The following is a 25,532-nucleotide window of genomic DNA, read 5'->3' on the forward strand; positions in this document are numbered from 1 at the left end:
AGTACTGTCAGCCTTTAGCGTATCGTCCCGGCAGGCTCTGTTCCCATTTTTTCTACAATCCGGTTCTCTTCATCCAATATGGCGACATTCGGCATGTGTACAGACGCTTCTTCTTCAGTCATCCACTTATAGGAAATGATGATTACACGGTCTCCCGGCTGAACAAGCCTAGCTGCTGCCCCGTTTAAACAGACGGTTCGGCTGCCGCGTTTACCAGATATAATATACGTTTCCAGCCTCGCTCCATTGTTATTGTTCACAACCTGAACCTTTTCGTTCTCCAAAAGCCCTACTTCATCCAGCAGGTCCTGATCAATGGTAATACTGCCTACGTACTGCAAATTTGCTTCTGTTACGACAGCCTGGTGAAGCTTAGCCCCCATCATTTCACGAAACATGATCTTCTTCCTTTCTGGTCCACATAATATTATCAATCAGACGCGCCTGGTCATATTGAACTGCACAGGCAAGCAGCAGGGTTCCACGATAGTTCTCAGCTGGAAGCTCAAGCCCGGGATACGTTCTTACCTCCGCGTACTCTACCGTTCCCTTTACAAATTTCTGCAGCATCGTTCGACCCGACTCTGGAGAAAATGGTTCTTCTTCATAAACGTTTTTCATCGTTTGCAGAGCATAGTATATGTTAGGAGCATCCTTCCGCTCCTCGGGACGAAGCCGGACATTTCTTGAACTCATCGCAAGCCCATCCGTTTCGCGGACCGTTTGTACAGTGATGATCTTCACTGGCACATGATAATCAGACACCATATTTTCGATAACAGCTGCCTGCTGTGCGTCTTTACGTCCGAAGTAAGCCCAGTCAGGTGACACGATCTGCAGCAGCTTCATAACGACAGTCGCTACGCCATCAAAATGACCCGGACGATGGGCTCCGCAGAGCACTTCCACCCCTTTGGTAACATGGATAAAGGTCGACATGCCTTCCGGACCAGCAGGGTACAGTTCGTGCAGATCAGGCAGGAACAAATGGGTGACCCCTGCTGCTTCCGCTTGACGGATATCTTCATCAAGCGTGTCGGGATAGCCCTCATAATCCTGCTTATCATTAAACTGCAGCGGATTTACAAAAATGCTCATTACGACTGCCACATGCCCTGATGCCGCTTCTTTGACAAGGGCCAGGTGTCCGTCATGAAGGGCTCCCATCGTTGGCACAAATGCTGTCGGGGAGGCTTCTTGATCAAGCGCTGATCGAAGCTCTTGAATCGTTCTCAGCACCTTCATTTTGATCCACCGTAAAGACTTTCCGGATTTTCCATCGGTTCAAACGTATGCGACGTTTCAGGAAAGGCGCCGGACCTGACTTCTTTGGCATAGCTGCAAAGCGCTGTTTCAATCATTTGGCCTGCATCTGCATATTGTTTAACGAACTTCGCCTGTTTTCCATTAAATTGACCGATAATATCGTGATACACAAGCACCTGCCCATCTGTGCAACGGCCTGCACCGATTCCTATCACGGGAATGTCCAGCTGACGGGCAGCTTCTTCAGCTGTCTTCTCCGTGACACATTCAAGTACGAGCATGAATGCCCCTGCCTGTTCTGCTTCCAACGCTTCCTTCATCAGCTTGTCCTTTTCTGCCTGTGTTCGACCGCGTACGCGGTACCCGCCATCAACGCCTACTGTCTGCGGGGTTAAACCTAAGTGGGCACATACCGGAATGCCGCCTTCCGTCAGCATGCGAATCTTCGAAAAAACTGTCCCTGCCCCCTCGATTTTAACAGCGTCAGCCCCGCCTTCCTGCATAAGCCGAAGTGCTGCATCGAGCGTTCGATCATCGGAGCCTTGAGCAGTTAGAAAAGGCATATCCGTGACGATGAACGTATTGCCGGCCCCTCGTTTGACGGCCCGCGTGTGGTGAATCATATCACTCGTCGTCACATGCGTTGTTGTGTCGTAGCCGAGCACTGTCATGCCGAGTGAATCTCCTACTAAAATCAAGTCTACACCGGCTGCTTCGGCTGCCCGTGCACCTGGCGCATCGTAGGCAGTTACCATGACGCAGCGCTCGTTCTGCTGCTTCAGTTTTTTAAAGCCAAGTGTTGTTTTTTTCATATTTTCCCCTCCGCTCTTAAAAGAGAAGGGCTGCGCAGACTGCGCACCACCTTCTGTCCCCGTCCGCTGAATGGATCGAGGCAGACATGTAAAATTTGTCTGGTCTTCCTGGTACAGCTCCAATTTATCGGATGCTGTCCAATCGTCATTATAGCAGAATCCCCTCTCTGCGTCGAAGTCAGATGCCTTCAATATCTCCGGAAACAATGGAATGGACTGTTCCGTCTTCAGCTTCCAAAAGCAGCGTCCCGTCCGTTTCAATTCCTTTCATTATACCGGTAACCCGCTGCCTGTTTTGCACGACTGTCACTGGCTTTGTATAAGAGAGCGCATGTTTTTCCCATAGAGGCCGGACAGCTTGAAATCCGTCGAGCTGAAACTGAATCATTCTCTCGTACAGCTCCGCTAGTAAATGAAAAGCTGTTTCTTCCCGGCTTACAGGGGCACCGCGCACGATCGCGAGTGACGTAGCGATTTCCTGGAGCTGTTCAGGAAATTGTTCGGTGTTAACATTGATTCCAATCCCCATCACTAATGAAGATACTCGGCTCGCCTCGCCCTGCATTTCCGTTAAAATGCCGCAAACTTTTTTGCCATTCAGCAGAATATCATTCGGCCATTTAATTTGCGGTCTGAAGTTCATCTCTTCCAGTGCTTCTGCGACGGCGGCTGCAGCGGTTAGAGTGGCCGTTGGCGCCTCACGCATGTCCATTTCCGGACGGAAGATAATGCTGATAGCTAATGCTGTACCGAATGGGGTACTCCAGGGCCGGCCGAGCCGCCCTCTTCCGCCGGTCTGTTCATCAGCAGATACCACCGTGTACGCAGGCGCCCCCTCCGCAGCTAATCGCATCGCTTTAGTCTGCGTTGAAGGAAGGGAAGGCGTGTGGTCGATAGTAACAGGCACCCCGGCTTCATCAAGCCGTGCCTGCAGCTTATCCGGAGATAAAACTGCTGTTTCATCCACCAGCAGATAGCCCCGGTTCCGGACCGCTTTAATATCGTAGCCCATTGCTCGTAAGCTTTGAATATGTTTCCAGACCGCTGTGCGTGATAACTTCAGCGAGCTGCTTATCTTTTCTCCTGACACATATGTGGATGACTGCCTCAGCAGCTTTAATGTTTCCTCTGCTCCCATTCCATTTGTCTCTCCTTTGCATAGCGAAGCAAGCTTTCGCGTTCGTTCTTTCCGCCTTGGAGCACGTATCTTTCACAAGCCTCCAGTACTGCTTTACGATCTGATGCTGCGAAAAGGGAAATATCCTCTCCGTTAAGGGCAAGCTCTCTGCGGTGCTTAATTGGCAGAAGCTGATATCTCCTTTCGGTTAACGCTGCGCCGTTCTTTTCAGGAAGAAGTTCAGCTGCCGCAACTGCCGCTTCCTTTCCATAGTAATATAACGCTTCGTTTGACCAGGGATATGTATTTGCAGCATCGGCAGCTTTACCTGTCATTTTTCTTAAACGGCGCCCGAATCCTAACTCCCGCCCTTTTTTGTCATCCCCATCTGTGAGCATCAGGCTCCAGGCCAATGCGGAGAGTGGATAATCCACGAACTCCCTGTGTTGAGGATCGTAAGAGAAACGAAACGATTCAGGCAGGCAGGCTGCCCGCTGCTCATATGCTCCAAGCAACTTTGACGATGAGATGCATGCCCGAATTGTATCCAGTTCTTTTTGAATTCGCTCTGGTACAGCAAAAAATGAATGTGCATGTACCTGAAAAGCTCGTTCAAGCAGGTCATCCGCTTTAAATCCAAGACAAATCTCAAAACGGATCATTCGAAGCAACCTGAGTTTGTCCTGTTGAAACATAACGGAAGGATCACCCGGAGCCGCAAGCCGCTTTTCTGCCACCGCACGTTCTGCTCCGAATGGATCAATCAAAGCTCCTGTTGAATCAAATGCTGCCGCGTTGCAGGAGAAATCACGCCTTGAAAGATCCTCTTCAATGGTTGCGCCTTTTAAGGGAGTAACTTCAAACGGGATTCGGCCCGAAAAAACGAGAAAAGTGTTATGGCGACGGCCAACACGAACCGTTCGTCCAAACAGCTTCTGCCACACAGCCTCTCCGGCAGAAGAGACTATATCCACGTCAGCAGGTTCTTTCTTCATGAGCGTATCTCTGACTGCCCCGCCTACTATCCAGGACTCCCAGCCAGCTTCTCTTACAGCGTTTATCATATCAACGGCAGTTGAAACAACCCTGCTCATCGGCTGCACGCCTTTTGATAGACCCTCACATAGTCATCTACGATTGCCTGTTTGTTGAATGCTACCGCAGTCCGTTTTACTGCTTCTTCCCCCATCTTTTTACGAAGCTCCGGGTTGGCCAGCATGTGAAGCGCTCTGCTGGCAGCTGCTTCTGTATCGCCGACTGGTACAACGTATCCTGTTACGCCCTCCTCGATTACTTCCGGAATGCCACCAGCACTGCTTCCAATCACCGGCACGCCGCACGCCATTGCTTCCAGGAGAACCAGTCCGAAACTCTCTTTTGAAGATAACAACAGCTTCACATCACTGATCGAGAGCAGATCCGCTACACGTTTTTGTGTACCTGTAATATGCACCCAGGGTTCAAGGCCTTCCTGTTTAACCATCGCGCGGATGACAGGGAGTTCAGGTCCGTCTCCAATTAACAGAAGGCGCACATCCATTTCCTGGCGGACCCGCATAAACGTTTTAACGACATCTTCGACACGCTTTACTTTTCTGAAATTCGATACATGCGTCATAACCGGCACCTCATCCGGTATACTAAGCGACTTCTTCAAACCCGAATCCGGCCGCTTATAGTAAACACTGTCATCAACAAAGTTATATACAGGTGTAATTGGCTTGGTTATATCAAGCAATTCGTTCGTTTGACGGATTAAGTCGTTGGAAACCGCAGTAACTTCGTCGGATCGTTCAATTCCAAAACGGATGATGTCGCTTAGGGAAGGATCATACCCGAGCACTGTGATATCAGTACCGTGAAGTGTTGTTACGATCCGAACTGGGTGAGCGGTCATTTCGCTCGCAAGAAAGGCGCTTACAGCATGGGGCACAGCGTAATGTACATGCAGCACATCCAGCTTTTCCTGCTTAATGACATCCGCCATTTTGCTTGCCAGTGCGAGATCGTATGGCGGATATTGAAAAACGGCGTATGAATTCACCTGAACTTCATGAAAATAAATGCCATCCTGAGCTTCATCGAGCCGGTAAGGAATACTGGAAGCAATAAAATGAACCTCATGCCCGTTTCTTGCTAGTGCTTTTCCCAATTCCGTAGCAATCACACCCGACCCTCCAACGGTCGGGTAGCATGTAATACCAATTTTCATATAAAATCAACTCCCGTGCTCAGAAGCGGCAGTTTCTCTGACGTAAATCCTTCAGCAAACTGGACTCCTGCTTCTCTGCCTGTCAATCTGTCTCTCGCCTCTACATCTTCCAAATAGCCGTTCGTTAACGGGGTCTTCACGCCCCCCGCTTGTTCAAACTGGGAACGATAGCAGCGCAGCGCCTCGTATTTCCGGTCTGCCCAGTCCGAGATATCGACTGCAATTTGAGGAGAGCCAGGGCCGTTAATTTGATAATAAAATAAGTTATCCGGACGAAAAGCAGCCTCGTTACCATATCGGCGTATGCCGCTCGAAAAGAATGCTTCGCGCACAATGACCGAGCAGTCACGATGATCCGGATGCCTGTCGTGAACAGAAGGAGCAAAGAGCCAGCGCGGCCGCCATTCTCTGATCAACCTGACGATCTCATCATGGACATTTCGTTCCTGCAGTCGAAGTCCCCTGTCCGAAAAGGAAAGGCTGCTGGAGTTATGAACACCCAGAATATCAGCTGCAGCTGCAGCCTCTCTCTGACGAAGCTCCGGATTCCCGTTTGACGACATCTCTGCCTGGGTCAGATTAACAAAGATTACTTCTGCTCCAGATGCCGCCAGCCTGGCAGCCGTGCCGCCCATTCCAATTTCAATATCATCCGGATGGGCGCCGATACACAGATACGTATCAGTCATGCTGATCGCCTTTCGAACGCTCGGAAATAACGCGGCGCCACTCCAGCTCCCCGCGCTTCAGCGCATTTACGAGTATTTCAGCTGTCGCCATATTGGTAGCAAGCGGAATGCTGTATACATCCGACAGGCGGATCAAAGCGTTAATATCCGGCTCATGCGGCTGCGCGGTAAGCGGGTCCCGAAAAAACAGCACAGCATCCATGCTGTCTTCTGCGATCATCGCTCCGATTTGCTGATCGCCCCCTAGAGGCCCCGATTGGAAAGCATGAAGTTTCAAGCTCGTCGCTTCCATAATCCGTTTACCGGTCGTTCCCGTAGCATAGAGCGTATGCCCAGAAAAAATGTGCTCATATGCTGTCATGAACGCGACTAAATCATCCTTTTTCTTATCATGTGCGATACAGGCGATATTCATTTTTCGTTCCTCCTGTCTAATTTATCAGGCTCGTCAGCCCGTTAGTCAATCAGATTTTCAAGTCCATACACGAGCCCCGCAGCAGCGACCGCATGCTCTACAGCCATTTTTACTCCTGGCATGAACGAAGCTCTGTTCAATGAATCGTGACGAATCGTAAGCGTCTGCCCCTCTCCGCCAAAAATAACTTCCTGGTGTGCGACTCGTCCTGGAAGACGGACGCTGTGTATCTTCATTCCTTCATAGTCTGCGCCTCTTGCACCTTTCCACGCCTCTTCCTCTTCCGGATGTCCTTGAGAAGCTTCGGGCCGAACGTCTGAAATCATCTGTGCTGTCTTCATCGCCGTGCCTGAAGGTGCATCAAGTTTTCGATCATGGTGCTGCTCAATGATTTCCACCTCCGGCATGTATTTTGCAGCCATGACCGACAGCTTCATTAATAAAATTGCCCCTATTGCAAAATTAGGTGCAATCACAGCCCCGAGCTTTTTTTCCTGTGCAAGCACTGACAATGCCTCAATATCCTCATCTGTAAAGCCCGTCGTACCGACTACAGGCCTGATTCCGAGCTCCAGTGCTCTTCGTAAATGCTTTTTACCAGTTTCCGGATTCGTTAAATCGATGAGAACATCCGGCTTATTTTTCGCAGCGTCATCCAGCGTTTCGAAAACGGGAATGTCGAGAGACTCCATGTGACCAGTATCCTGCATGGTCTTCCCGCCAAATTTGTAATCGATCACGCCCGTGAGCTTCATACCCTCTTCCCGCTGCACGAGCTTTACAGCTTCTCTGCCCATATTCCCTCTCGGTCCTGCAATCATAACGGTAATCATGATTCATCCTCCACCTTTGTCCATCTGTCTTTGTCTCTCGTTTCAAACTTATGCATAACAAGGTTAAACGCTTCCTCTAAATCAATATCGAGCGAGTTTGCGAGACAAATCAGAACAAACAATATGTCTCCTGTTTCCTGAGTCAGGGTTTTCTCTTCTTCCGATTCTTTTTTAGGCTTTTCTCCGTAGTAGTGATTCACCTCTCGTGCAAGCTCCCCCATCTCCTCGGTGAGCCTTGCCATCATAGCCAGCGGGGAGAAATACCCTTCTTTAAATTGACCTATGTACGCGTCTACTTCCGACTGCATTTGCTCTAATGATTTTTTCTCCATTTTTAACACGCCTTTCATTAAACTCGAAATCAGATTGCCAGCCGTCCGCAACTGTCATATAATTAACGGCGGCGGAGGTGATTGTAAGTGATTGCCAGAGTGCATATCAAAAACATCTTTTTTATTTTACTTGGTACTGCTATTTTATCTTTCGGACTCGTCTATTTTAACATGGAAAACAATCTTGCTGATGGTGGTTTTACCGGTATTACGCTTATTTTGTTTTTCGTATTTGATTTCAACCCTGCATACTCCAACCTGCTTTTAAACATTCCGCTGTTTCTACTAGGGTGGAAAGTGCTTGGCCGGAATGCCTTCATGTATACGCTAATCGGCACCTTTGCCCTGTCACTGTTTTTATGGCTGTTTCAGGCATACCCGATGATGTCGATTCCGCTTCAGGATGATATGACACTTGCAGCGTTATTCGCAGGTGTATTTATTGGAGTCGGGTTGGGAATCGTCTTTCGATTCGGCGGAACCACTGGGGGGGTCGACATTATTGCCAAGCTCGGCTTCAAGTATTACGGCTGGAGCATGGGCCGGACGATGTTCGTCTTTGATGCTGCTGTGATCACCACATCGCTTGTTTATTTAAACTACCGCGAAGCGATGTATACGCTGGTAGCCGTTTTTGTTGCTGCTAAAGTGATCGACTTCATTCAGCAGGGTGCGTATTCAGGAAAAGCAGCTATGATCATCAGCAGCAAAGTACCGGAAATTGCCGCAGCCATTTCAAAGGAAATGGACCGCGGTGCAACGCTCCTGCAAGGAAAAGGCTCCTTTACTGGCGACGCTCGAGAAGTTCTTTACTGCGTCGTCGGCCGCAATGAGATGGTACGTCTCAAAAACTTAATTGCCCGCACCGACCCACACGCATTCGTCACGATGCAGGATGTTCAGGATGTAATGGGCGAAGGGTTTACGCTCGATGAGAAAAAGCGGCCGATAGACATCTCGTAGCAAAAAGAGCCGTTCACACTTAAGCTACAGCTCTTCTCCGGCTGGATGGAAAACCCAGCCAAAGTGAAAAAGCGATGATGAAATTTTTATAATTCGCGATGCTGACCAGCAGGGCTGGATTCTCTGTTGGATCAGCCCCTCCTGTTTGGCTGTCGACAAAGCCGTTCTGTTCAATCGACGTCGTTAGATCCGGCTCTGCTTGTGCGAACGCTTTTCAACAGCACCGCGGAAAAACACCTTTATACTGCTAGGCCTGTTCAAATAAGAACAGTCTACGATCCCGTAAGTCGCCATTATCGGAGGGCCACGCCTGCTGGAAGCTCAATACGAAGCGAAGATCCGGCGGCGAGTTCTTTTTCTCTAAAGTGATTGCCAGCAGATACGAAGGCATGCACGAATAAAGACTTTACCACTACGATGAAAGGAGGGACTCTTCCAGCGAAGAGTCCCTCCTTTGCTTACGTTTTTAACTGTGCTTCCGTGATAATCAGTTAATCATTGTTCATGAGTATATACATGTAAACAAAGCGGAGCAGCTCGAGAACGACAACGAGTGCACCAGCTACATAAGTGAGTGCAGCTGCGTTGAGCACTTTTTTCGTTTCGCGCTCTTCATCATTGCGGATAATTCCGCTTGAAACGATCTGATTCATTGCTCTTGAAGAAGCATTAAATTCAACTGGCAATGTGACAAGCTGAAATAAAACCGCAAATGACATTAAAACGATCCCGGCCAGCATCAGCTCGCTGAACTGGAGCAGCATGCCTCCAATGATGAAAAAGATCGCACTGTTTGAACCAAAGCTTGCTACCGGTACGAGGGCTGACCGGAATTTCAAAAACGAATAAGACTCCGCGTCCTGAATCGCATGGCCGACCTCGTGTGCTGCTACAGCCGCACCGGCTACGGAGTTTTTAAAATAATTTTGTTCTGACAGCCGGACTGTTTTTGTACGTGGATCGTAATGGTCGGTAAGCTTCCCTTTAACGGGTTCCACTGTTACATCAAACAAACCGTTGTCGTCAAGTATCTTTCTTGCCGTCTCAGCACCTGTCATGCCAGACGAAGCAGGTACTTGTGAATATTTTTTATAAGCACTCTTCACTCTGGAATTCGCCCAAAGCGGAATCGCAATCAATGCTGCAAAATATAGCAGGAACATCGTCATTGATCCGAACATGAATGAACCCCCTCCTCACATAATATCTAAGGTTAATTTTAGTCAGACTTCAGATGAAAGTCAAAACTTCTGCTCTGATTGGCCCCAAAAAATACAAGCACGATCGCTAGAAGCCCAAGCCAAAACGTGAAATATCCAATTTGAGCTGAATAAGGCTGCAGAGATGCAGAAATCCATGGATGCATGCCAAATACATAATCGATAATATCATTATGGACAGTCCACACACCGGTTAAAATAAGGTGAATCGGTTTAATCTTATAAAACGGTAAATATAAAATAGCCTGAAGCGCCATTCCGGCATGTGAGAATACAAGCATCCAGTGTAAAATGTTCAGTGAATCTCCAGCTGCTCCGGCAGCCAAATTCATGACAACCGCCCACACCCCGTACTTAATCAGAGTGACCGCCGCCAGTGCTTCCATCAACGGCCACTGTCTGCCAGCGAGATAACAACCAAGCACAATTGTGAAAAAGAGGCTTGCTGTAGGGCTGTCTGGAACGAACGGCAGAAAATACCACGGTGTCTGCATCAGCTGCGCCTCATACCAAATATAACCATAGATCGTTCCCAGAAGGTTCACGATAAACAGCGCCCATAGAAAGCGACGATCTTTCAATATGTAAAATAAGTATTCCTTCACCATAGATCAGCCTCCACGAACAAAAGCGCAAAGCGCCTTCTTGTCAGAACGCATGCCCGAGCCGCTGCAGGATGTATGTACTGCAAACACGATCACTAACCTTGCGAATCAGCTTAGAAACTTGACGTTCCTCTCATTTCAAGTAAAATCATTTTTTTGACTAACAGAAAAACATAGAAAAATGCCGGTGACACACACTATCACCGGCATTTTCTTACTTATTCTTCTTCATTATCTCCGGCATCTTCATTCTCTTCGCCGTCGCTATTTTCTTCATCTTCTTCATCGTCACCTTCATCATCGCCGCCGTCACCGTTATCCGGATCCTGGCCGTCATTTGCGATAAATGCAGCAAGTGTCTCAAGCTCTTCGTCAGAGCCTTCGAACTGATCGCCAGGCATTTCGCCAATACCATTTTGAATGATGTCGATTACTTCATCCGTATCATAGTCACTTTCGAAAATATTAGGTCCGGCAGCGCCGCCCATCATATCCCCGCCGTGACAGCCGATACAGGAGTCCTGAGTCTGATAAATCTCATAACCGGCAGCCGATTCGTCAATTTCCATGTCCTCCTGAATCTGCCCCTGCTGTTCTGCAGCTTCCCAGTCGTGCTGGTCAACAGACTCCCAAGTTAGGAAAATGATTGAAATAACACCTAAAATCATAAGTCCAGTACCAATTGGACGCTTATAGAAGCGGCGTTCTTTTCCGCCGTCCAACCATGGCGCGAGAAGCAGTGCCCCAAACGCGACGCCTGGAATAACAACTGCTCCCATTACCGTGTACGGTCCTGCAGCAAATTCATATTTCAGAAGCTGATACAGGAACAGGAAGTACCAGTCCGGCAGAGGAACATAGCCAGTTTCCGTCGGATCAGCAATCGCTTCAAGCGGAGCCGGATGGGCAACCGTCAGAACGAGAAAGCCAATCAGGAAAACGGCACCGACCATCCACTCACGCAGAAGGAAGTTCGGCCAAAAGGCTTCTGTTTTCCCCGGATATTCTGAGTAATCCTTCGGTATATTAGGTTTACGTTCTGCAGGCACTCGAGAGTCGCCTACAAACTTCATCCCTTTTCCGCGATGCATATTGTCCCCTCCTCATCTTTGTTTTTACAATGGTCCGGAAATACCCTGCTTACGGATCATAAAGAAGTGGGCCCCAAGCAGACCGAGCAGTGCTCCCGGAAGGAAGAAGACATGAATCGCAAAGAATCGAGCGAGAGTCTGCGCACCGATGATGTCACCGCCGGCAAGCAGTACCCTGGCAAATTCACCGACAAAAGGTGCTGCCTCCGCGATTTCGAGTCCAACTACTGTTGCAAAGTAAGCCTTCATATCCCATGGCAGCAGGTATCCTGTGAAACCTAGACCGAGAATGACGAAGAACAGAAGCACTCCGACAACCCAGTTCAATTCACGCGGCTTCTTATAAGAGCCGGTAAAGAATACCCGCAATGTATGCAGGAACATCATGACGATAACCAAACTGGCACCCCAGTGATGCATACCCCGGACGATCATACCGTGGGTAACTTCGTTTTGTAAGTAATAAACAGATTCATATGCATGAATAATATCAGGTACATAATACATCGTCAGGAACATTCCAGATAAGATCTGGATGACGACAACAAAAAACGTCAAACCGCCGAAGCAGTAGACAAAAGCTGAGAAATGATGGGCCGGATTAACGTGCTCAGGCACCTCGTGGTCCGCAATATCGCGCCATAGAGGGGTAATATCGAGCCGTTCATCCACCCAGTCGTACACTTTCTGTAACATAGCTGGCCCCCCTTATTTAACCACGCTGATTAATCTGACCTAAATAAATCATTCCGTCCCGAACTTCTACATCATACACGTCAAGCGGTCTTGTAGGAGGTGTCCCCGGAATGTTCGTACCATCCCGTTCAAACCGTCCAAAATGACATGGGCAGAAGAATTCTTCCGGATTGTCTTCGTTCGTGCCCCAGTTTACTGTACAACCTAAATGGGTACAGATTGGTGACAGCGCAAGAATCTCGTCTTCGTACCGGAGCACCCATGCCGATCGGCTTTGTTCCGACGTATACCAGCCGTCATCAAGCTCTACGTTAAAGTCAACACGCTGTGGCTCTTCGGTCACTTCATCTTCGCTGAGGCCGACAGAAACAAACTCTGAATCACCCGCTGCTTCGAGTGCTGGATCCAGGGCCATTCTCACCATGGGAGCGAGCATTCCTGCTGCCATGAAACCGCCTACACCTGTAAGCGTGTAGGTAAGGAACTGGCGTCTAGAGACTCTGTGGTTCTTCTCGCTCACAACCTTCCCTCCTCACTTCCGTTTCTACACACACTTTTATAAAAAATCATACTAAGACATACCAATCATAGCTTATTGGATTAAGCTGTGTCAATAAAATCAATGGATTCATTTTACAAGAATAATATTGTATGAAAGCGCTTTGGACTTCTTGAACTGTAAAGGCTTTTTCGAGCCTGTTGATCATGCGGTCATCAGCTAGCGTTAGCTGTTATTTCTTCCTGCTGACGCCCATTTATCTGTCATAATTGGGATGATCTGCTGGGCTTGCTGCTCAATAGACTTAAGCTTATCCCTGCCGTCCATTCCTTTAAGCGGAAAAGACGGCACCCACACCATTTCCCCTTTTCCCTGCGTATCAGCTGCCCGCCACTCCATATCTGCTGTCAAATACAGAAAATGAGCGAATCCTTCTTTACTGAATGCCTCCTGCCATCCTAGCAGCCGCTCTGTACGGTCTGCCACTGGCTCAGACATCAGGTACGTAAACGGCGGGAGCAAAAATACTCTGCCGGTGTACTGTTGTTCAACGTATTCGGCTAAATAGTCGGTGAACTCGGCCATGGTCACAGCATCTTTCATTTTTTTCCCCGGCGCTGCCGGAATCAATGGAATCACCGCCGTATCGATATATTCAGCAGCCTGCCTGTATGTATCCATGTCCTTTCCAATCCATTTCATGAGTGAACCCTTCCTTTCGCTTTGTTTAAGTTACTCCGAGTGTTCGTAACGTCTTTATGAATAACTATCTTGGTTTCCGCCTTGGTCTGCGGACACCCGCTTTCCAGAGGAGGCGAATTCGGCTGTCTCTTCCGCTGTATGCCAGACCTTCACCTCATCTTGATCTTCCAGGTCCCGAGGTCCTCGTTTTCGGCAGCTGTCAGCTCGGGTGAGACGGCTCACTGTCCCTAACTTATGTAACACCTCTTATATAAATAAGGATATGATTGCTTCGCCACGGACGCCAAATGCGTAACGCTCGTTTTGAGGATGGCTAGCTGTGCTTCGAAAAAAAACGTCGTGACGGTCCTTTCCGAGGGGTTACAGGCCTTTGTTTCTTCCCTCTTCTTAATTACATCATATGATTTATGCCCTGAATAAAGGCCCTTAGCTTTCAAGGGCCTTTAATTCAGCATATTTTTTTGACAATCGTTCAAACTGTTCACGGTCTCCTTCAGATAGAGCCCGGTCAATATCCATTTCTAAACGTCCAATCTCCTGCGTTCTGAGCGACTGGTCCAACACAATCTCCGCGAGAAGCGATGTGACAGCATCTTCTTCCTTATTATCCGGCAGGTACGGATTTTCTTCCAGTACGGCGGCATACTCAGGAACGAGCTGCTTCTCCTGAAAATTAAGCTGAATGAAAATCTCTTCGCTGCGGTTCAGCCGGATATCGTGAAATGACTTCTCAGCGTCCATCGTAACGTGCTGATTTTTATGGAAAGCAAAGGGCACCTGGTCTACGTCATTAGCAGAAATCATAAGCGCCTTCGGACAAAATTCGGCTTTCTCGACGAAGTGAACCCTTTCCATCAAAACGTCATCACTCATCAAAAAGTTCAGGAGCCAGGCACACTCTCTCCGCTTCAGCTGATACTTATCTAAAAACCACTTTAAAAAGTCCTTTTTTTCCAATACAGAAATTGAAGCCACTGCATCTCCCTCCTTCGGGCGTAAGCGCTGTCAGCTTATAGTACTTATTCTACAGCGGCATTGAAATTCCTGCAAAAATTTTTGACTGAGGTTCGTGAAAAGGTTCGTCATTCTCGTTCAAACCGCGATCCAGCATACACTACCTGTCAGATCGAAGACGTTCTTCCATGTCCTCTATTTTTGTTTCCAAATCGAGTCTGTCCGGATCAGCCTGAAGCGCCGCTTTAAGCGCAGCAACAGCTTTTTCTGCTCTTCCCGCTGCGAAATATATGTCTGCTGCTTCTTCAAGCATCAAGCTGTCGTCTTGACCCAAACCATCTGAGAAGGCCGCATCCACTGCCTGTGCAGCTCCGGATACATCATCTTCTTCAAACAGCGCCTTAGCCCGAAACCATTCATAAAGCGGATCGAATTCGTTGTATTCATCCAGAAACCGGATCAGATCGAGCACTTCCTCAAAATCTCCGCGCTCCTCATACAAATACAGGGCTTCTTTTACAGCCGAAACATTAGACGGATTCATGGCAATAACACGGGATAAAAAGCTTCGCCCTTCTGTTTCTTCCCCTCTGGACAACTGCAGTCTCGCCATTTGTAAATAAAGCTCCTCATTATATTCGTCACGGGCTATGCCCTGCTTTAAAATGTCAGCTGCCTCATCCCATTTCTTAACCGCTATATAGACTCTGCCGAGCACGCTGTAGGCCGTCGTATAATCGGGATCCTGTTCAATCAGCTTTTCCAGCGCATCTGCAGCTTCCGTATAGCGCTCAAGCTGAAGAGACGTGACGCCAAGCCCGAACAGGCCGTCGGGGGTCTCGTCCCTTTCCATCCCTGACTTATAGTGATCAACCGCCTCTTCAAACTGTCCAGCTGCACTGTACGCTTCAGCCAGACGGACATGCGGATTAATAGGAAGGTCTTCAGGAAGCTTGCCGCCTAATACGGCTTTCCTAAACCAGGAAACAGCCTGCTGATAGTCGCCGCGGTTTAAATAAAACTCTCCAAGTCCCAGCTGCAGAAGCGGTTCTTCCGGCATCACTTCCTTCGCCTCCAGCAGCTTCTGTTCCGCCACTTCCTCCAGCCCCTGGCTTTCATACAAATCTGCCAGAAGCAGTCGCGCCTGCAGATATGCTTTATCTGAGCTGTCAATCTCATTCAGCATATCTAATGCTTCCTGTTCTCGCCCCAGCTCCATGTAGCACTCTGATGCAAAGGCAAAAAGTTCTCCATTCTCTGGATACTTAAACAGCAGCTCTTCGATAATCGGCAGTGAGCGATCGACGAGCCCCAGCTCAAAATATAGTTCAGCTGCAGTCCGTTTCGTTTCATCATCTGCTTTTACCGTCAGTTGTTCCAGATCCGTTAAAGCTTCTTCATGTTCTCCATTTTCAATCCGGGTAATAATATTCCGGAGTTCTTCATTCATGGTGATCCTCCTCCGTTCAAAAGCAGACAGAAAAAGGCCGTCGAGCAGTTCGACCGCCTTTTTTTCTATCTGCCGTTTATCAATTTCTGCAAATCTTCAAAAAAGCCCGGATATGATACAGCCACAGCGTCCGTATCTTTCACGGTTACTTCACTTTTGGCTGCAAGACCGGCAAGCGCCATCGTCATACCGATACGATGATCATGATAGCTTTCCACCGTTCCGCCTGTCAAGCCGGTACCGCCATGGATACGCATGCCGTCCTCTGTTGCATGGCAGGACGCTCCCAGCTGATTAAGCTGGTGCACGACCGTATCAATGCGGTTTGTTTCTTTCACCTTCAGCTCTGCCGCATCACGGATAATCGTTTCACCTTCAGCAAACACCGCTGCGAGCGCGAGAGCTGGAACTTCATCTATCAGTCTTGGAATATCGCTTCCGAAAACTTCCGTTGCCTGAAGCGGTGCATAATGCACCTCGATATCCGCGACCGGTTCACCGCCTTCAATTCGTTCGTGATGCAGGCGGATATCGGCGCCCATCCGCTGGAGAACATCAATAATTCCTGTGCGGGTAGGGTTGACCCCTGTATTCTCCAGCATGACCCTGCTTCCCGGAATGATGGAGGCTGCCACCATCATAAATGCGGCGGAGGAAATATCGCCCGGAACATGGATGTCTGCGGCTTTTAGCGGCTGTCCGCCTTCAAGCGACACACTTGTTTCACGTCTGTCTATTTTCACGCCGAATGCATTGAGCATCCGTTCTGTATGATCTCGGGAAAGATGAGGTTCTGTCACGGTCGTGCGTCCATCAGCCTGGAGTCCCGCCAGTAAAACAGCTGATTTCACTTGGGCACTTGCGACAGGAGACAAATAATGAATACCAGTTAATCCGCCTCCACGGATAGAAAGCGGCGTCAGTCGGCCTCTGTCTCTCCCATCAATAACAGCGTTCATCATTTTAAGCGGCCCGGTTACTCTCGACATCGGACGCTTTGCGATGGAATCATCGCCTGCCAGCACAGAATAAATCGGCTCACCTGCCAAGATCCCGCTTAGAAGCCGAATGGTGGTCCCGGAATTCCCCACATCAAGCAAGGCTTCCGGCTCTGAGAAGCCACCTTCCGGCTTGCCTCCTACCACGATTTCATCTTGATTTTCTGTTATCGTTACGCCGAGCTGCCTCATGCATCTGATCGTGCTCAGACAGTCCTGTCCCCGTAAAAAACCGGTTATGGTAGTTGTTCCTTCCGCAAGTGAAGCGAACATAACCGCCCGGTGGCTGATTGATTTATCTCCTGGTACCCGGATGGTGCCTGTCAGCGGTCCATTCACGGGACTGATTGTTTCCTGCATCATAGCTGTATCTCCTCTCTACGGGGCTTCGTATGTTTCATACATGTGCTCTGCCAGTACCTGCTTGGCATAAACTAAGTCACTCTCTGAACGGAAAGACAAACGTAAAACTCCCATAATGCCCTCCCGTGCTTCAATAATGCGGATATTGGTAATGCTTATATTTTGCACCGCGAGCAGGCCCGTCACATCTGAGATAACCCCTGGATGGTCCGGGATATCGACAAAGAGGTCATAAAAAGGCAGCATAGCGCCTTTCTGCTTGGATGGAAGCTTATCACGGGATGATTTAGCTCGCTCGAAAAACGAATAAATGCCATCCGCATCATCGCTGCGCAAAAGAGCTTCGATCCCTTCTAGGCGATTCTTCCAGCTGTTCAGCATCGGCAGCAGCGTGTCTTTATTGTGCACGAGAATATCCCGCCACATCGTTGGAGAGGCGGATGCAATTCGAGTAATATCTCGAAAACCGCCTGCAGCAAGCTGCTGAATCAACGGCTCCTCCTGTCCCGCTTCTTCGACTTCATGGACGAGTGCAGAAGCAATAATATGCGGCAAGTGGCTGATTAGACCAGCGTAACGGTCATGTTCTGCGGCATCAAGTCGCAAAAATTTTGCTTTCGTCCCGCGAAGCAGGTTTTGCAGCTTAATCAGCATAGAATCCGCTACATCAGGGCCGGGCGTCAATACGTAAAAGGCGTTTTCAAATAACCGCTCTCTCGAAGCTTCCACGCCGGATTTATGGGAACCGGCCATCGGATGACCTCCAATGAACACAACACCGCTGTCCGCAAATGCAGAGGCTTTCTCGACAACCGACTGCTTGGTGCTGCCAACATCCGTAATAACTGCACCTTCTTTCAACGATAAGCCGGCCAGCTCATCCATAACAGCCAGTGAGCTTTCAACGGGGGCCGCAATGATAATAAAATCTGCTTCTTCAGCCCCTTCGGCGAGAGTTTCAGCTGCGCGGTCTATAATTTGCAGACTCGATGCTAGCCGCACCGCTTTTTCATTAATATCAAACCCGATGATCTCAGCTTTTGGGTGGCCTGCTTTTACTGCCAGGGCGAGCGATCCGCCAATAAGCCCGAGACCTGCAATAAATATTTTTTTAGTCAACGCTTGCCTCCTCCTGACGAAGTGCAAGAAGTTCTTCCCGAATCCGGTCATTGTCCTCAGGACGGCCAAAGGTAATTCGTACGTGCTGAGGGAAGCCGAGAGCTTCACCGTTGCGAACGATAAATCCTTTTCGCTGCAGGTGGTTAAACACATCGCCTCCAGGCAAGTCCACGCTCATTAATATAAAGTTTGCCTGGCTTGGATAGTAGTGAAACTGATTTTCCTCGCAAAACTGTTCAAATTTGCGCTTTTCTGCTGAGTTGCTCTTCACACAGTCCGCAAGAAAACGGCTGTCTTTGAGAGCGGCAAGAGCACCCGCCTGTGCCGCACTGTTCGTGTTAAACGGCTCTCTCCCCGGCTCTACTGCAGCAATAAGCGCTTCCTTCCCGACGCCGTATCCAACGCGCAAAGATGCAATGCCGTATGCTTTGGAGAATGTCCGCAGAACGAGAAGATTCGGATACTCATCGATCATAGAAAGTGTATCCGGGTAGTCTTCCGTATCAACGTACTCGTGATAAGCTTCATCACTTACAACAATGACGTCTTTCGGAATCTGGTTCATAAACGCGCGAAACTTTTCTGCTCCTGTATGGGTGCCGGAAGGATTGTTTGGATTGCAGACGAATACAATTTTCGTGCTGCTGTCCACTTCCTCAGCCATCGCGTCTAAATCGTGAAAGCCGTCTTGTAACGGTACTTCCTTTATCTCTGCCCCCTCTATCAGAGCATTGTGGCGGTACTGCGGGAATGTTGGCCACGCGGTAACAATATTGTCTCCCGGTTCAAGCACTGCCCGGCACAGGATCAGGATGACTTCATCCGATCCGTTTCCAAACAGCAGCTGGTCTTCCCTGACGCCAATACGGGCTGCTGTTTCTTTGCGGAGTGCCCGTGCTGCTCCATCGGGATAAACGGCAACATGAGCAAGCGCTTCAGCGACCGCTTCTGAAACGGCCGGCGAAGCACCGTAAGGGTTTTCGTTTGAAGCGAGCTTTACAACCCGCTCGAGTCCCAGCTCTTCACGAACTTCTTCAGGTGTTTTTCCGGGCTGGTAAGGTTTCAATCCTCTAATGGATGGTTTTACCTGCATTGTTATTCATCCCTTCTGCTTTGACGTCAGATCGTCAATAAATGCTTCTATTTCGTTGAGCGCTGCCTCCCGAGTAGACTGATCCTCCAGCCTTTCAGCTCTTTCACTGATACAGCGGACGAGCGCACTGCCGACGATTACACCATCTGCAATGGAGTGGAAAAAGGAAACATGCTCCGGCTTGGAAATGCCAAATCCGGCTAAAACTGGTACGTCTGCAGCTTCTCTAACCTCTTCGATCGATTTCTGAAGGTTTTCTGAGAAATTTTCTCTCGTACCCGTCACACCGAGAGACGTCACGTAATAAATGAACCCGTCTCCTTCCCGGCTGATTTTTTTCATTCTTGTTCTCGAACTTGGCGCTACTAAGCTGATTAGGGAAATTCCTCGTGCCTTTGCTGCTTCGCGCAGCGGACCGCTCTCTTCAAATGGAAGATCCGGGATCAAGATGCCGTCCATTCCAGCATCCTGCATGCGATCCAGCACCTCATCAGCTCCGGCTGAAAGAACAGGGTTAATATACGTAAATAAAATCATTGGTATGGAAAGCCCTCGCGCTCTTGCTTCCTTCGCCCCTTCAAGTGCTTTATGCAGACTGGCTCCTCTGGCACGGGCGTAGTCTCCTGCGGATTGGATGACAGGGCCATCTGCGAGCGGGTCGCTGAACGGTACTCCCCATTCAAGAGCCGCTGCACCTGCCCGCTCCAGCATCAGCGCAATTTCTACAGACGATTCGTAATTCGGGTGTCCGCTCATGATATACGGAACAAATCGTTTTTCCGCATGTAAAAATGCATCCTGTTTTAATCTGTTCATGACGGGTCCTCCTCGAATGCTTGTCTGATCGTATTTACGTCTTTATCTCCACGCCCGGAAAGACAAACGAGAATCGTCTCCCCCTTCTCCATTTTCGGAGCCAGTTTTTTAACATAAGCTAGTGCATGAGCAGTTTCAATCGCTGGAAGAATACCTTCAAGCTCACACAGATCTTTTAGTGCTTCCATCGCTTCGTCGTCTGTTGCAGGCACATAGCTGACTCTACCTGTGTCTTTTAAATGTGCGTGCTCCGGACCGATTCCGGGATAATCCAGACCCGCGGAAATGGAATATGGCTCGGTAATGTTTCCATGCTCGTCCTGAAGCAGATAGGACATTGAGCCGTGCAGCACGCCTTTTCGTCCGCGTGCAAGCGTAGCCGCATGCTGTTCGGTATCAACTCCCCGGCCGGCAGCTTCAACTCCGGTAAGATGAACATCCGCGTCATTGATGAAGGGATAAAACATTCCCATCGCATTGCTCCCCCCGCCGACACATGCCACTACATGATCTGGAAGCTTGCCGGTATTCTCGATCATTTGACTGCGGCTTTCCTCACCGATAACACTTTGAAAATGACGTACCATCTCTGGATAAGGGTGTGGTCCGACAGCACTTCCAATTAAATAAAATGTATCCTCTACGTGGGCGACCCAGTGCTTAATGGCTTCGTTCGTAGCATCTTTCAAGGTCATGCCGCCGGACGTCACTTCGATCACTTCCGCCCCAAGAAGCTTCATTCGAAACACATTCAGCTCCTGACGCTTAATGTCTTCTCTCCCCATAAATACTTTACATGTGAGTCCAAACCTTGCCGCGGCGGTAGCGGAAGCTACCCCATGCTGGCCGGCGCCTGTCTCGGCGATGATCTGTGTCTTCCCCATGCGTTTAGCAAGAAGGGCTTGTGCAATGGCATTATTAATTTTGTGAGCACCTGTATGATTAAGGTCTTCCCGTTTCAGGTATATATCTGCTCCACCGTAGCTTTCAGAGAGACGGGCAGCGTATGTCATTCCGGTAGGTCTGCCGGAATACGAATGCAGCTCTTGATGAAGCTCTTGCAAAAAGCCTTCGTCTACTGCCGTCTTCCGAAAAGCTTCTTCCAGCTGCTCTAAAGCAAACATCAGCGTTTCGGGTACATACCGGCCGCCATAATCTCCAAAACGGCCCAGCTCATCTGGTGCCTGATACTGATTTTTTACAGTTCGAACCATGCTGATCATCTTCCTTTCATCATTCTGTGCATTCGTTTCTATTCCAGAGGAGACGTCGATTCCATGAGGTCTGAAGGCAGCCAGTTCTGCAGCATTTTCCGGAGTAACGCCTCCAGCAATAAATGCCGGAACTCCTTGAGCTTCCGCCTCTTCCACGTAGGCGGGAACAGCATTCCAATCAAACTGGATCCCCGTGCCGCCCCATGCTCCAGACGCTTTCGTATCAATGACATATCCATCGGCAACACCTTTGTACTGCTTCATTTTTATCAATCCGTCTGCGGCGTGGTGAATGGTTTTCCAAATTTTACAGCCGGTTTTCTCTTTTAATCGGGCCGCCTCATCAACCGATTCAGAACCGTGCAGCTGAATAACGGAAAGACCGGCTGTCTCAGCGGTTTTCGCACAGTTTTCAAGCGTTTCATTAACGAATACTCCGACAGGCTTTGGTGCCGCTCCAGGCAGGGCAGCGATCCATCGGGCTACAGCTTCGGGATCTACGATGCGCGGACTGTCGGCGAAAATAAAGCCGACGAAATCCGGTCCTGCGGAAACGGCCTTCTCATAATCCTGCATATTACGGGTACCGCAAAACTTCAACATCATCGCAGGTCACCGAACAAGTTTTCAAGAAAGGCGGACCGGTCCTTGCTCTTCATCAAGCTTTCGCCAATAAGCAGACCGTCAGCACCAGCTTCATAAAGCCGCTTCACATCGGCAGCTGTATGAATGCCGCTCTCGCTGATAAACATGGTTCCTTCAGGAATCATCGGCTGCAGGCGTTCAGAAACGCCTAAATCTGTATGGAACGTACGTAAATCACGATTATTTACTCCTATCATATCAGGATGGCAGGCGCGCAGCACTTTTTCGAGTTCCGCTTCGTCATGAACCTCTATTAAAGACTCCATCTTACGTTCCCGGGCGTGCAGGGAGAACTCCTGCAGCTCCTTTTCTGTCAGGCAGGCAGCAATGAGCAGAATGGCATCTGCTCCAATTAAATCTGCTTCTTCTATTTGCAAATGATCAATAATAAAATCTTTTCGCAACACCGGCAGGGACGTTTGGCTGCGAATGCTGGTAAGGTACTGGTTAGCACCTTGAAAGAAGTCCCGGTCTGTCAACACCGAAACTGCCCTGGCTCCTGCTGCTTCGTAATCACGTGCAGTACCTTCGGGATCAAAATGTTCAGCGATCAATCCTTTGGAAGGTGAGGCTTTTTTCACTTCAGCAATAACCCCGAGAGGCAGGCTGCCTGAAACGAGCGATTGGGACATGGACCGTTTAGATCCTTCAATCTGCCTGTCGGGCAGCACAGTTGCTTTTACTTCCTCGTGTTTTTTTGCAACGATCGTATCTAAAATTGTCATACCGTCCCCGCTCCTTTCCTGCGCAGCTGTTCCAACTGCTCGAAAGCTGCATGATGTAATGCAGTTTCGGCCTGCTGTACGCCTTCTTTTATCGTCACAGTTTGTCCAGCAGCGTAAAGTGCTGCGCCTGCGTTCAATAAGAGAAGAACCTTGGCATCCTCAGGCCCTTCGTTTTGAAGCAATGCTTCAATTAAAGCCCCGCTTTCGCGCGCGTCGCGAACAAGAGCTCCTTCTAAGGGACGTGTACGCAGTCCGGCATCTTCCGGTGTATATACATATTCGGTCAGCTTCCCGTTTCGGAGTTCAATAACATCAGTAGGCGCCGCTGCCGAAAATTCGTCCAACCCATCTCTTGCATGCACAAAAAGGGCACGGTCAATAGGAAGCTGCATTGCTGCTTCAGCCATCTTTTTTGCAGCCTCCAGACTGTATGCGCCAATTACCCGCACACGGGCCCCAGCCGGGTTTGTTAATGGTCCAAGCACATTGAATATAGTTCGTTGACCAAGCGCCTGACGAACCGGTGCAACGTGCTTCATTGCCGAATGGTAGTGCGGAGCAAAAAAGAAGCTTAATCCGTTTTCAGATAAACGCTGCAGGCATTCCTCCGGATTACCCTCGACCGGAACACCTAATATTTCGAGTACGTCCGCGCTTCCTGATTTAGATGAAACGCTGCGATTGCCATGCTTCGCGACTTTCACCCCGAGGGAACTGACAAGCAGTGCAGAAGCAGTAGAAACGTTATACGTTCCACTCCCGTCTCCTCCAGTACCGCACGTATCAATTACATCAAATTCTGCTGTTACTTTCTGTGATTTTTCAATCATTGCCTCTGCAAATCCTGTAATTTCAGCTACCGTTTCTCCCCGATATGCCATTATGGAAAGCAGCCCGGCAGTAACTTCCGGTGACAGCTTGCCTTCCATCATTTGAAGGGCCGTATGTCTCGCCTCATCTCTGCTCAACGTGTCTCCTCTAATGACTCTGCTGAACGTCATGATTCATGACCTCCTCTTTCTGCTTTCTCTGCTCTGCAAGCTTCACGGCATACAGCAGCGCGCTGGCCTTGCTGCGTGTCTCTTCCCACTCGCTCTCCGGCACAGAATCCTGAACAATGCCGGCTCCGGCCTGCACGTACACGGTTCCCTTTTTCAAAATCATCGTTCGAATAGCAATACACGAATCGATTGCTTTGTTAAATCCATAGTAAGCGACTGCGCCTGCATACACGCCACGGCGCTGCTTTTCCAGTTCTTGAATAATTTCCACCGCTCGGACTTTCGGAGCACCTGAAACGGTCCCCGCAGGATGTGTAGCAAGAAGCGCTTCAAACGGATGAACAGTGTCTTTTCGTGTACCGGTGACTCTCGTCGTCATATGCATCACGTGAGAGAAATAAGAGATGTTCATCATATCGTGTACCTTTACGCTCCCATAATCACTTACTCTGCCGATATCATTCCGGGCAAGATCAACCAGCATCAGATGCTCTGCACGCTCTTTCTCATCTGCAAGAAGGTCTGCTTCAAGCTCACGGTCTTCAACTGCGTTTTTTCCTCGTTTACGGGTGCCTGCAATCGGATGGATTTCCAGCTCTCTGTTCCTGTCTGCTTTCACAAGCCGCTCCGGCGAGCTTCCGATTACTTCTTGATCGTGAAACCGGATGTAATACAGGTAGGGACTTGGGTTTACTTTGCGAAGTACCCGGTAAAGAGATAGTCCATCTGACTGGACCGGCATTTCAAACCGCTGCGAGAGGACGGTTTGAAATACATCTCCAGCTGCAATATAGTCTTTAATCCTGTTCACATCTGCCTTATATTCCTGCTTCGTATAATTGGAGGCGACGCCGTCAAATAAATCCCCTGTCACTTCCTCTTCAACAGGCAGCAGCGGAAGCTCTGCGGATGAGCTGCCCACGTTTGAAATAACCTGCTTCATTCGCTGAACCGCTTCCTCATAAGCAGCTCCAGAGGAGTCTGAGACATCTGTGAAATGAATGACGGTGAGTGTTTCCTCTTTATGGTGATACGCTAATATCGTCTCACAAAACATGAATTGCACGTCGTGCCCTTCAGCATCCATTTTGTTTATCCCAGGTTCATAGTTTCGGAACCCCTCAAATGAAAGATACCCGACAGCTCCACCTGGAAAGGGAAGATCCGGTAGATCCGGTGATGGATCCAGCTCTGAAAATACTCGCTCCCACGCATTATGAAGCGTCTCTTCTTTCCAAATTTTCCGTCTGTTTCGATCAAGACGGACGAACACTTCTCCTTCATCCTCCAGATAACAGAATGGGTCCAATCCAATAAACGAATAGCTGGACCAGGGTGAAAGCGGATCACGGCTTTCCAACAGGAAAGCGGCGCTGTCATTAAACTGATGGAAAAGCTGTACTGGTGTTTTCGTATCTGCTGTAATCGTTGCAGTCAGGGGGATCGTTCGATTTCTGGAGGCTTTGTCCAGAAACGATTCGCGGTTAAAATTGAACACAAAATCACCTCATCTTAAGTCAGATGAAGCCGGAGAGTAGCATGAAGAACATATCCCCTTATGATCGTATCTCTCCAGGGATATGGAATAGGAGGTTATTCAAACGTTCGGAACTAAACTTATCTCAGCTATACTCTTCGGACTCTGCTCCGGCTCTGCTTCAGTCCCTTCGCGTGCGGGACCGCTCATCTCTATTAGCGCTAT

The 25,532-nt window shown here is 49.1% G+C and carries 27 protein-coding genes and 1 pseudogene; 1 reads left to right on the forward strand and 27 read right to left on the reverse strand.

The features are described 5' to 3' along the window. Positions 1–14: 14 nt before the first annotated feature. From panD to ACFO4L_RS04665, 10 genes are all read right to left on the reverse strand, one after another. Positions 15–398 (reverse strand): aspartate 1-decarboxylase, encoded by a 384-nt coding sequence (gene panD / locus ACFO4L_RS04620; protein WP_377908502.1) that lies wholly within the window; start codon positions 396–398, stop codon positions 15–17. Continuing rightward, positions 388–1,245 (reverse strand): pantoate--beta-alanine ligase, encoded by an 858-nt coding sequence (panC, locus tag ACFO4L_RS04625; RefSeq protein WP_377908503.1) that lies wholly within the window; start codon positions 1,243–1,245, stop codon positions 388–390. Before panC ends, panD begins: the two co-directional genes overlap by 11 nt. Next, the gene (gene panB, locus ACFO4L_RS04630; protein WP_377908504.1) at positions 1,242–2,078 is read right to left on the reverse strand and encodes a 3-methyl-2-oxobutanoate hydroxymethyltransferase; all 837 of its coding nucleotides are present in this window, start codon (positions 2,076–2,078) and stop codon (positions 1,242–1,244) included. The genes panC and panB overlap by 4 nt, the downstream gene beginning before the upstream one ends. A 178-nt stretch (positions 2,079–2,256) precedes the next feature. Continuing rightward, on the reverse strand, positions 2,257–3,216 hold the full coding sequence (locus ACFO4L_RS04635) for a biotin--[acetyl-CoA-carboxylase] ligase (RefSeq protein ID WP_377908505.1): 960 nt from the start codon (positions 3,214–3,216) through the stop codon (positions 2,257–2,259). Then, the gene (locus ACFO4L_RS04640; protein ID WP_377908506.1) at positions 3,195–4,289 is read right to left on the reverse strand and encodes a hypothetical protein; all 1,095 of its coding nucleotides are present in this window, start codon (positions 4,287–4,289) and stop codon (positions 3,195–3,197) included. Before ACFO4L_RS04640 ends, ACFO4L_RS04635 begins: the two co-directional genes overlap by 22 nt. Then, positions 4,286–5,407: an N-acetyl-alpha-D-glucosaminyl L-malate synthase BshA gene (gene bshA, locus ACFO4L_RS04645; protein ID WP_377908507.1), complete on the reverse strand. Its 1,122-nt coding sequence runs from the start codon at positions 5,405–5,407 to the stop codon at positions 4,286–4,288. The genes ACFO4L_RS04640 and bshA overlap by 4 nt, the downstream gene beginning before the upstream one ends. After that, on the reverse strand, positions 5,404–6,096 hold the full coding sequence (bshB1, locus tag ACFO4L_RS04650; protein ID WP_377908508.1) for a bacillithiol biosynthesis deacetylase BshB1: 693 nt from the start codon (positions 6,094–6,096) through the stop codon (positions 5,404–5,406). The genes bshA and bshB1 overlap by 4 nt, the downstream gene beginning before the upstream one ends. Further along, positions 6,089–6,511, reverse strand: a complete 423-nt coding sequence (mgsA, locus tag ACFO4L_RS04655; RefSeq protein WP_377908509.1) for a methylglyoxal synthase — start codon at positions 6,509–6,511, stop codon at positions 6,089–6,091. Before mgsA ends, bshB1 begins: the two co-directional genes overlap by 8 nt. 41 nt (positions 6,512–6,552) lie before the next feature. Then, a complete protein-coding gene (dapB, locus tag ACFO4L_RS04660) occupies positions 6,553–7,344 on the reverse strand; it encodes a 4-hydroxy-tetrahydrodipicolinate reductase (protein ID WP_377908510.1) in 792 nt (263 codons plus the stop codon). Next, positions 7,341–7,676, reverse strand: a complete 336-nt coding sequence (locus tag ACFO4L_RS04665) for a nucleotide pyrophosphohydrolase (protein WP_377908511.1) — start codon at positions 7,674–7,676, stop codon at positions 7,341–7,343. The genes dapB and ACFO4L_RS04665 overlap by 4 nt, the downstream gene beginning before the upstream one ends. A gap of 87 nt (positions 7,677–7,763) precedes the next feature. Between ACFO4L_RS04665 and ACFO4L_RS04670 the strand changes: the two genes are divergently transcribed. Beyond that, a complete protein-coding gene (locus ACFO4L_RS04670) occupies positions 7,764–8,639 on the forward strand; it encodes a YitT family protein (RefSeq protein WP_377908512.1) in 876 nt (291 codons plus the stop codon). Positions 8,640–9,130: 491 nt separating this feature from the next. Here the strand turns inward: ACFO4L_RS04670 and ACFO4L_RS04675 are convergent, their stop codons facing one another. The 17 genes and pseudogenes from ACFO4L_RS04675 to trpE form a co-directional block, all read right to left on the reverse strand. Next, positions 9,131–9,820, reverse strand: a complete 690-nt coding sequence (locus tag ACFO4L_RS04675) for a zinc metallopeptidase (RefSeq protein WP_377908513.1) — start codon at positions 9,818–9,820, stop codon at positions 9,131–9,133. Between the two features lie 38 nt (positions 9,821–9,858). Next, on the reverse strand, positions 9,859–10,467 hold the full coding sequence (gene lhaT / locus ACFO4L_RS04680) for a lipoprotein heptaprenylglyceryl N-acetyltransferase LhaT (RefSeq protein ID WP_377908514.1): 609 nt from the start codon (positions 10,465–10,467) through the stop codon (positions 9,859–9,861). A gap of 215 nt (positions 10,468–10,682) precedes the next feature. Next, positions 10,683–11,555 carry a menaquinol-cytochrome c reductase cytochrome b/c subunit gene (locus ACFO4L_RS04685; protein ID WP_377908515.1) on the reverse strand — a complete coding sequence of 291 codons (873 nt, stop codon included), beginning with the start codon at positions 11,553–11,555 and terminating at the stop codon, positions 10,683–10,685. A gap of 24 nt (positions 11,556–11,579) precedes the next feature. Continuing rightward, on the reverse strand, positions 11,580–12,251 hold the full coding sequence (gene qcrB / locus ACFO4L_RS04690; protein ID WP_168007458.1) for a menaquinol-cytochrome c reductase cytochrome b subunit: 672 nt from the start codon (positions 12,249–12,251) through the stop codon (positions 11,580–11,582). A gap of 16 nt (positions 12,252–12,267) precedes the next feature. After that, positions 12,268–12,771, reverse strand: a complete 504-nt coding sequence (locus ACFO4L_RS04695) for a QcrA and Rieske domain-containing protein (RefSeq protein WP_377908516.1) — start codon at positions 12,769–12,771, stop codon at positions 12,268–12,270. 204 nt (positions 12,772–12,975) lie between these two features. Then, a complete protein-coding gene (locus ACFO4L_RS04700; RefSeq protein WP_377908518.1) occupies positions 12,976–13,452 on the reverse strand; it encodes a YpiF family protein in 477 nt (158 codons plus the stop codon). A gap of 426 nt (positions 13,453–13,878) precedes the next feature. Next, entirely contained in the window at positions 13,879–14,427 is a 549-nt protein-coding gene (locus tag ACFO4L_RS04705) for a ReoY family proteolytic degradation factor (RefSeq protein WP_377908519.1), read from the reverse strand. A 139-nt stretch (positions 14,428–14,566) separates the two neighbouring features. Further along, complete coding sequence (locus ACFO4L_RS04710) at positions 14,567–15,856, reverse strand: tetratricopeptide repeat protein (protein ID WP_377908520.1); 1,290 nt, start codon at positions 15,854–15,856, stop codon at positions 14,567–14,569. A 65-nt stretch (positions 15,857–15,921) separates the two neighbouring features. Continuing rightward, entirely contained in the window at positions 15,922–17,217 is a 1,296-nt protein-coding gene (aroA, locus tag ACFO4L_RS04715) for a 3-phosphoshikimate 1-carboxyvinyltransferase (protein ID WP_377908521.1), read from the reverse strand. A gap of 15 nt (positions 17,218–17,232) precedes the next feature. Continuing rightward, complete coding sequence (locus tag ACFO4L_RS04720; RefSeq protein ID WP_377908522.1) at positions 17,233–18,336, reverse strand: prephenate dehydrogenase; 1,104 nt, start codon at positions 18,334–18,336, stop codon at positions 17,233–17,235. Further along, complete coding sequence (gene hisC / locus ACFO4L_RS04725; RefSeq protein WP_377908523.1) at positions 18,329–19,429, reverse strand: histidinol-phosphate transaminase; 1,101 nt, start codon at positions 19,427–19,429, stop codon at positions 18,329–18,331. The genes ACFO4L_RS04720 and hisC overlap by 8 nt, the downstream gene beginning before the upstream one ends. 6 nt (positions 19,430–19,435) lie before the next feature. After that, complete coding sequence (trpA, locus tag ACFO4L_RS04730) at positions 19,436–20,245, reverse strand: tryptophan synthase subunit alpha (protein ID WP_377908524.1); 810 nt, start codon at positions 20,243–20,245, stop codon at positions 19,436–19,438. Then, the gene (gene trpB / locus ACFO4L_RS04735) at positions 20,242–21,459 is read right to left on the reverse strand and encodes a tryptophan synthase subunit beta (protein WP_377908572.1); all 1,218 of its coding nucleotides are present in this window, start codon (positions 21,457–21,459) and stop codon (positions 20,242–20,244) included. Before trpB ends, trpA begins: the two co-directional genes overlap by 4 nt. A 3-nt stretch (positions 21,460–21,462) precedes the next feature. After that, positions 21,463–22,065, reverse strand: a pseudogene (locus ACFO4L_RS04740) (phosphoribosylanthranilate isomerase); the annotation flags it as partial. Then, the gene (trpC, locus tag ACFO4L_RS04745) at positions 22,062–22,829 is read right to left on the reverse strand and encodes an indole-3-glycerol phosphate synthase TrpC (protein WP_377908525.1); all 768 of its coding nucleotides are present in this window, start codon (positions 22,827–22,829) and stop codon (positions 22,062–22,064) included. The pseudogene ACFO4L_RS04740 and the gene trpC, both read right to left, overlap by 4 nt. Then, a complete protein-coding gene (trpD, locus tag ACFO4L_RS04750) occupies positions 22,826–23,830 on the reverse strand; it encodes an anthranilate phosphoribosyltransferase (protein WP_377908526.1) in 1,005 nt (334 codons plus the stop codon). Before trpD ends, trpC begins: the two co-directional genes overlap by 4 nt. Further along, a complete protein-coding gene (trpE, locus tag ACFO4L_RS04755) occupies positions 23,808–25,328 on the reverse strand; it encodes an anthranilate synthase component I (RefSeq protein ID WP_377908527.1) in 1,521 nt (506 codons plus the stop codon). The genes trpD and trpE overlap by 23 nt, the downstream gene beginning before the upstream one ends. Between the last annotated feature and the right edge of the window lie 204 nt (positions 25,329–25,532).

Source organism: Bacillus daqingensis (assembly GCF_042654445.1).
Classification (GTDB): domain Bacteria; phylum Bacillota; class Bacilli; order Bacillales; family Salisediminibacteriaceae; genus Alkalicoccus; species Alkalicoccus luteus.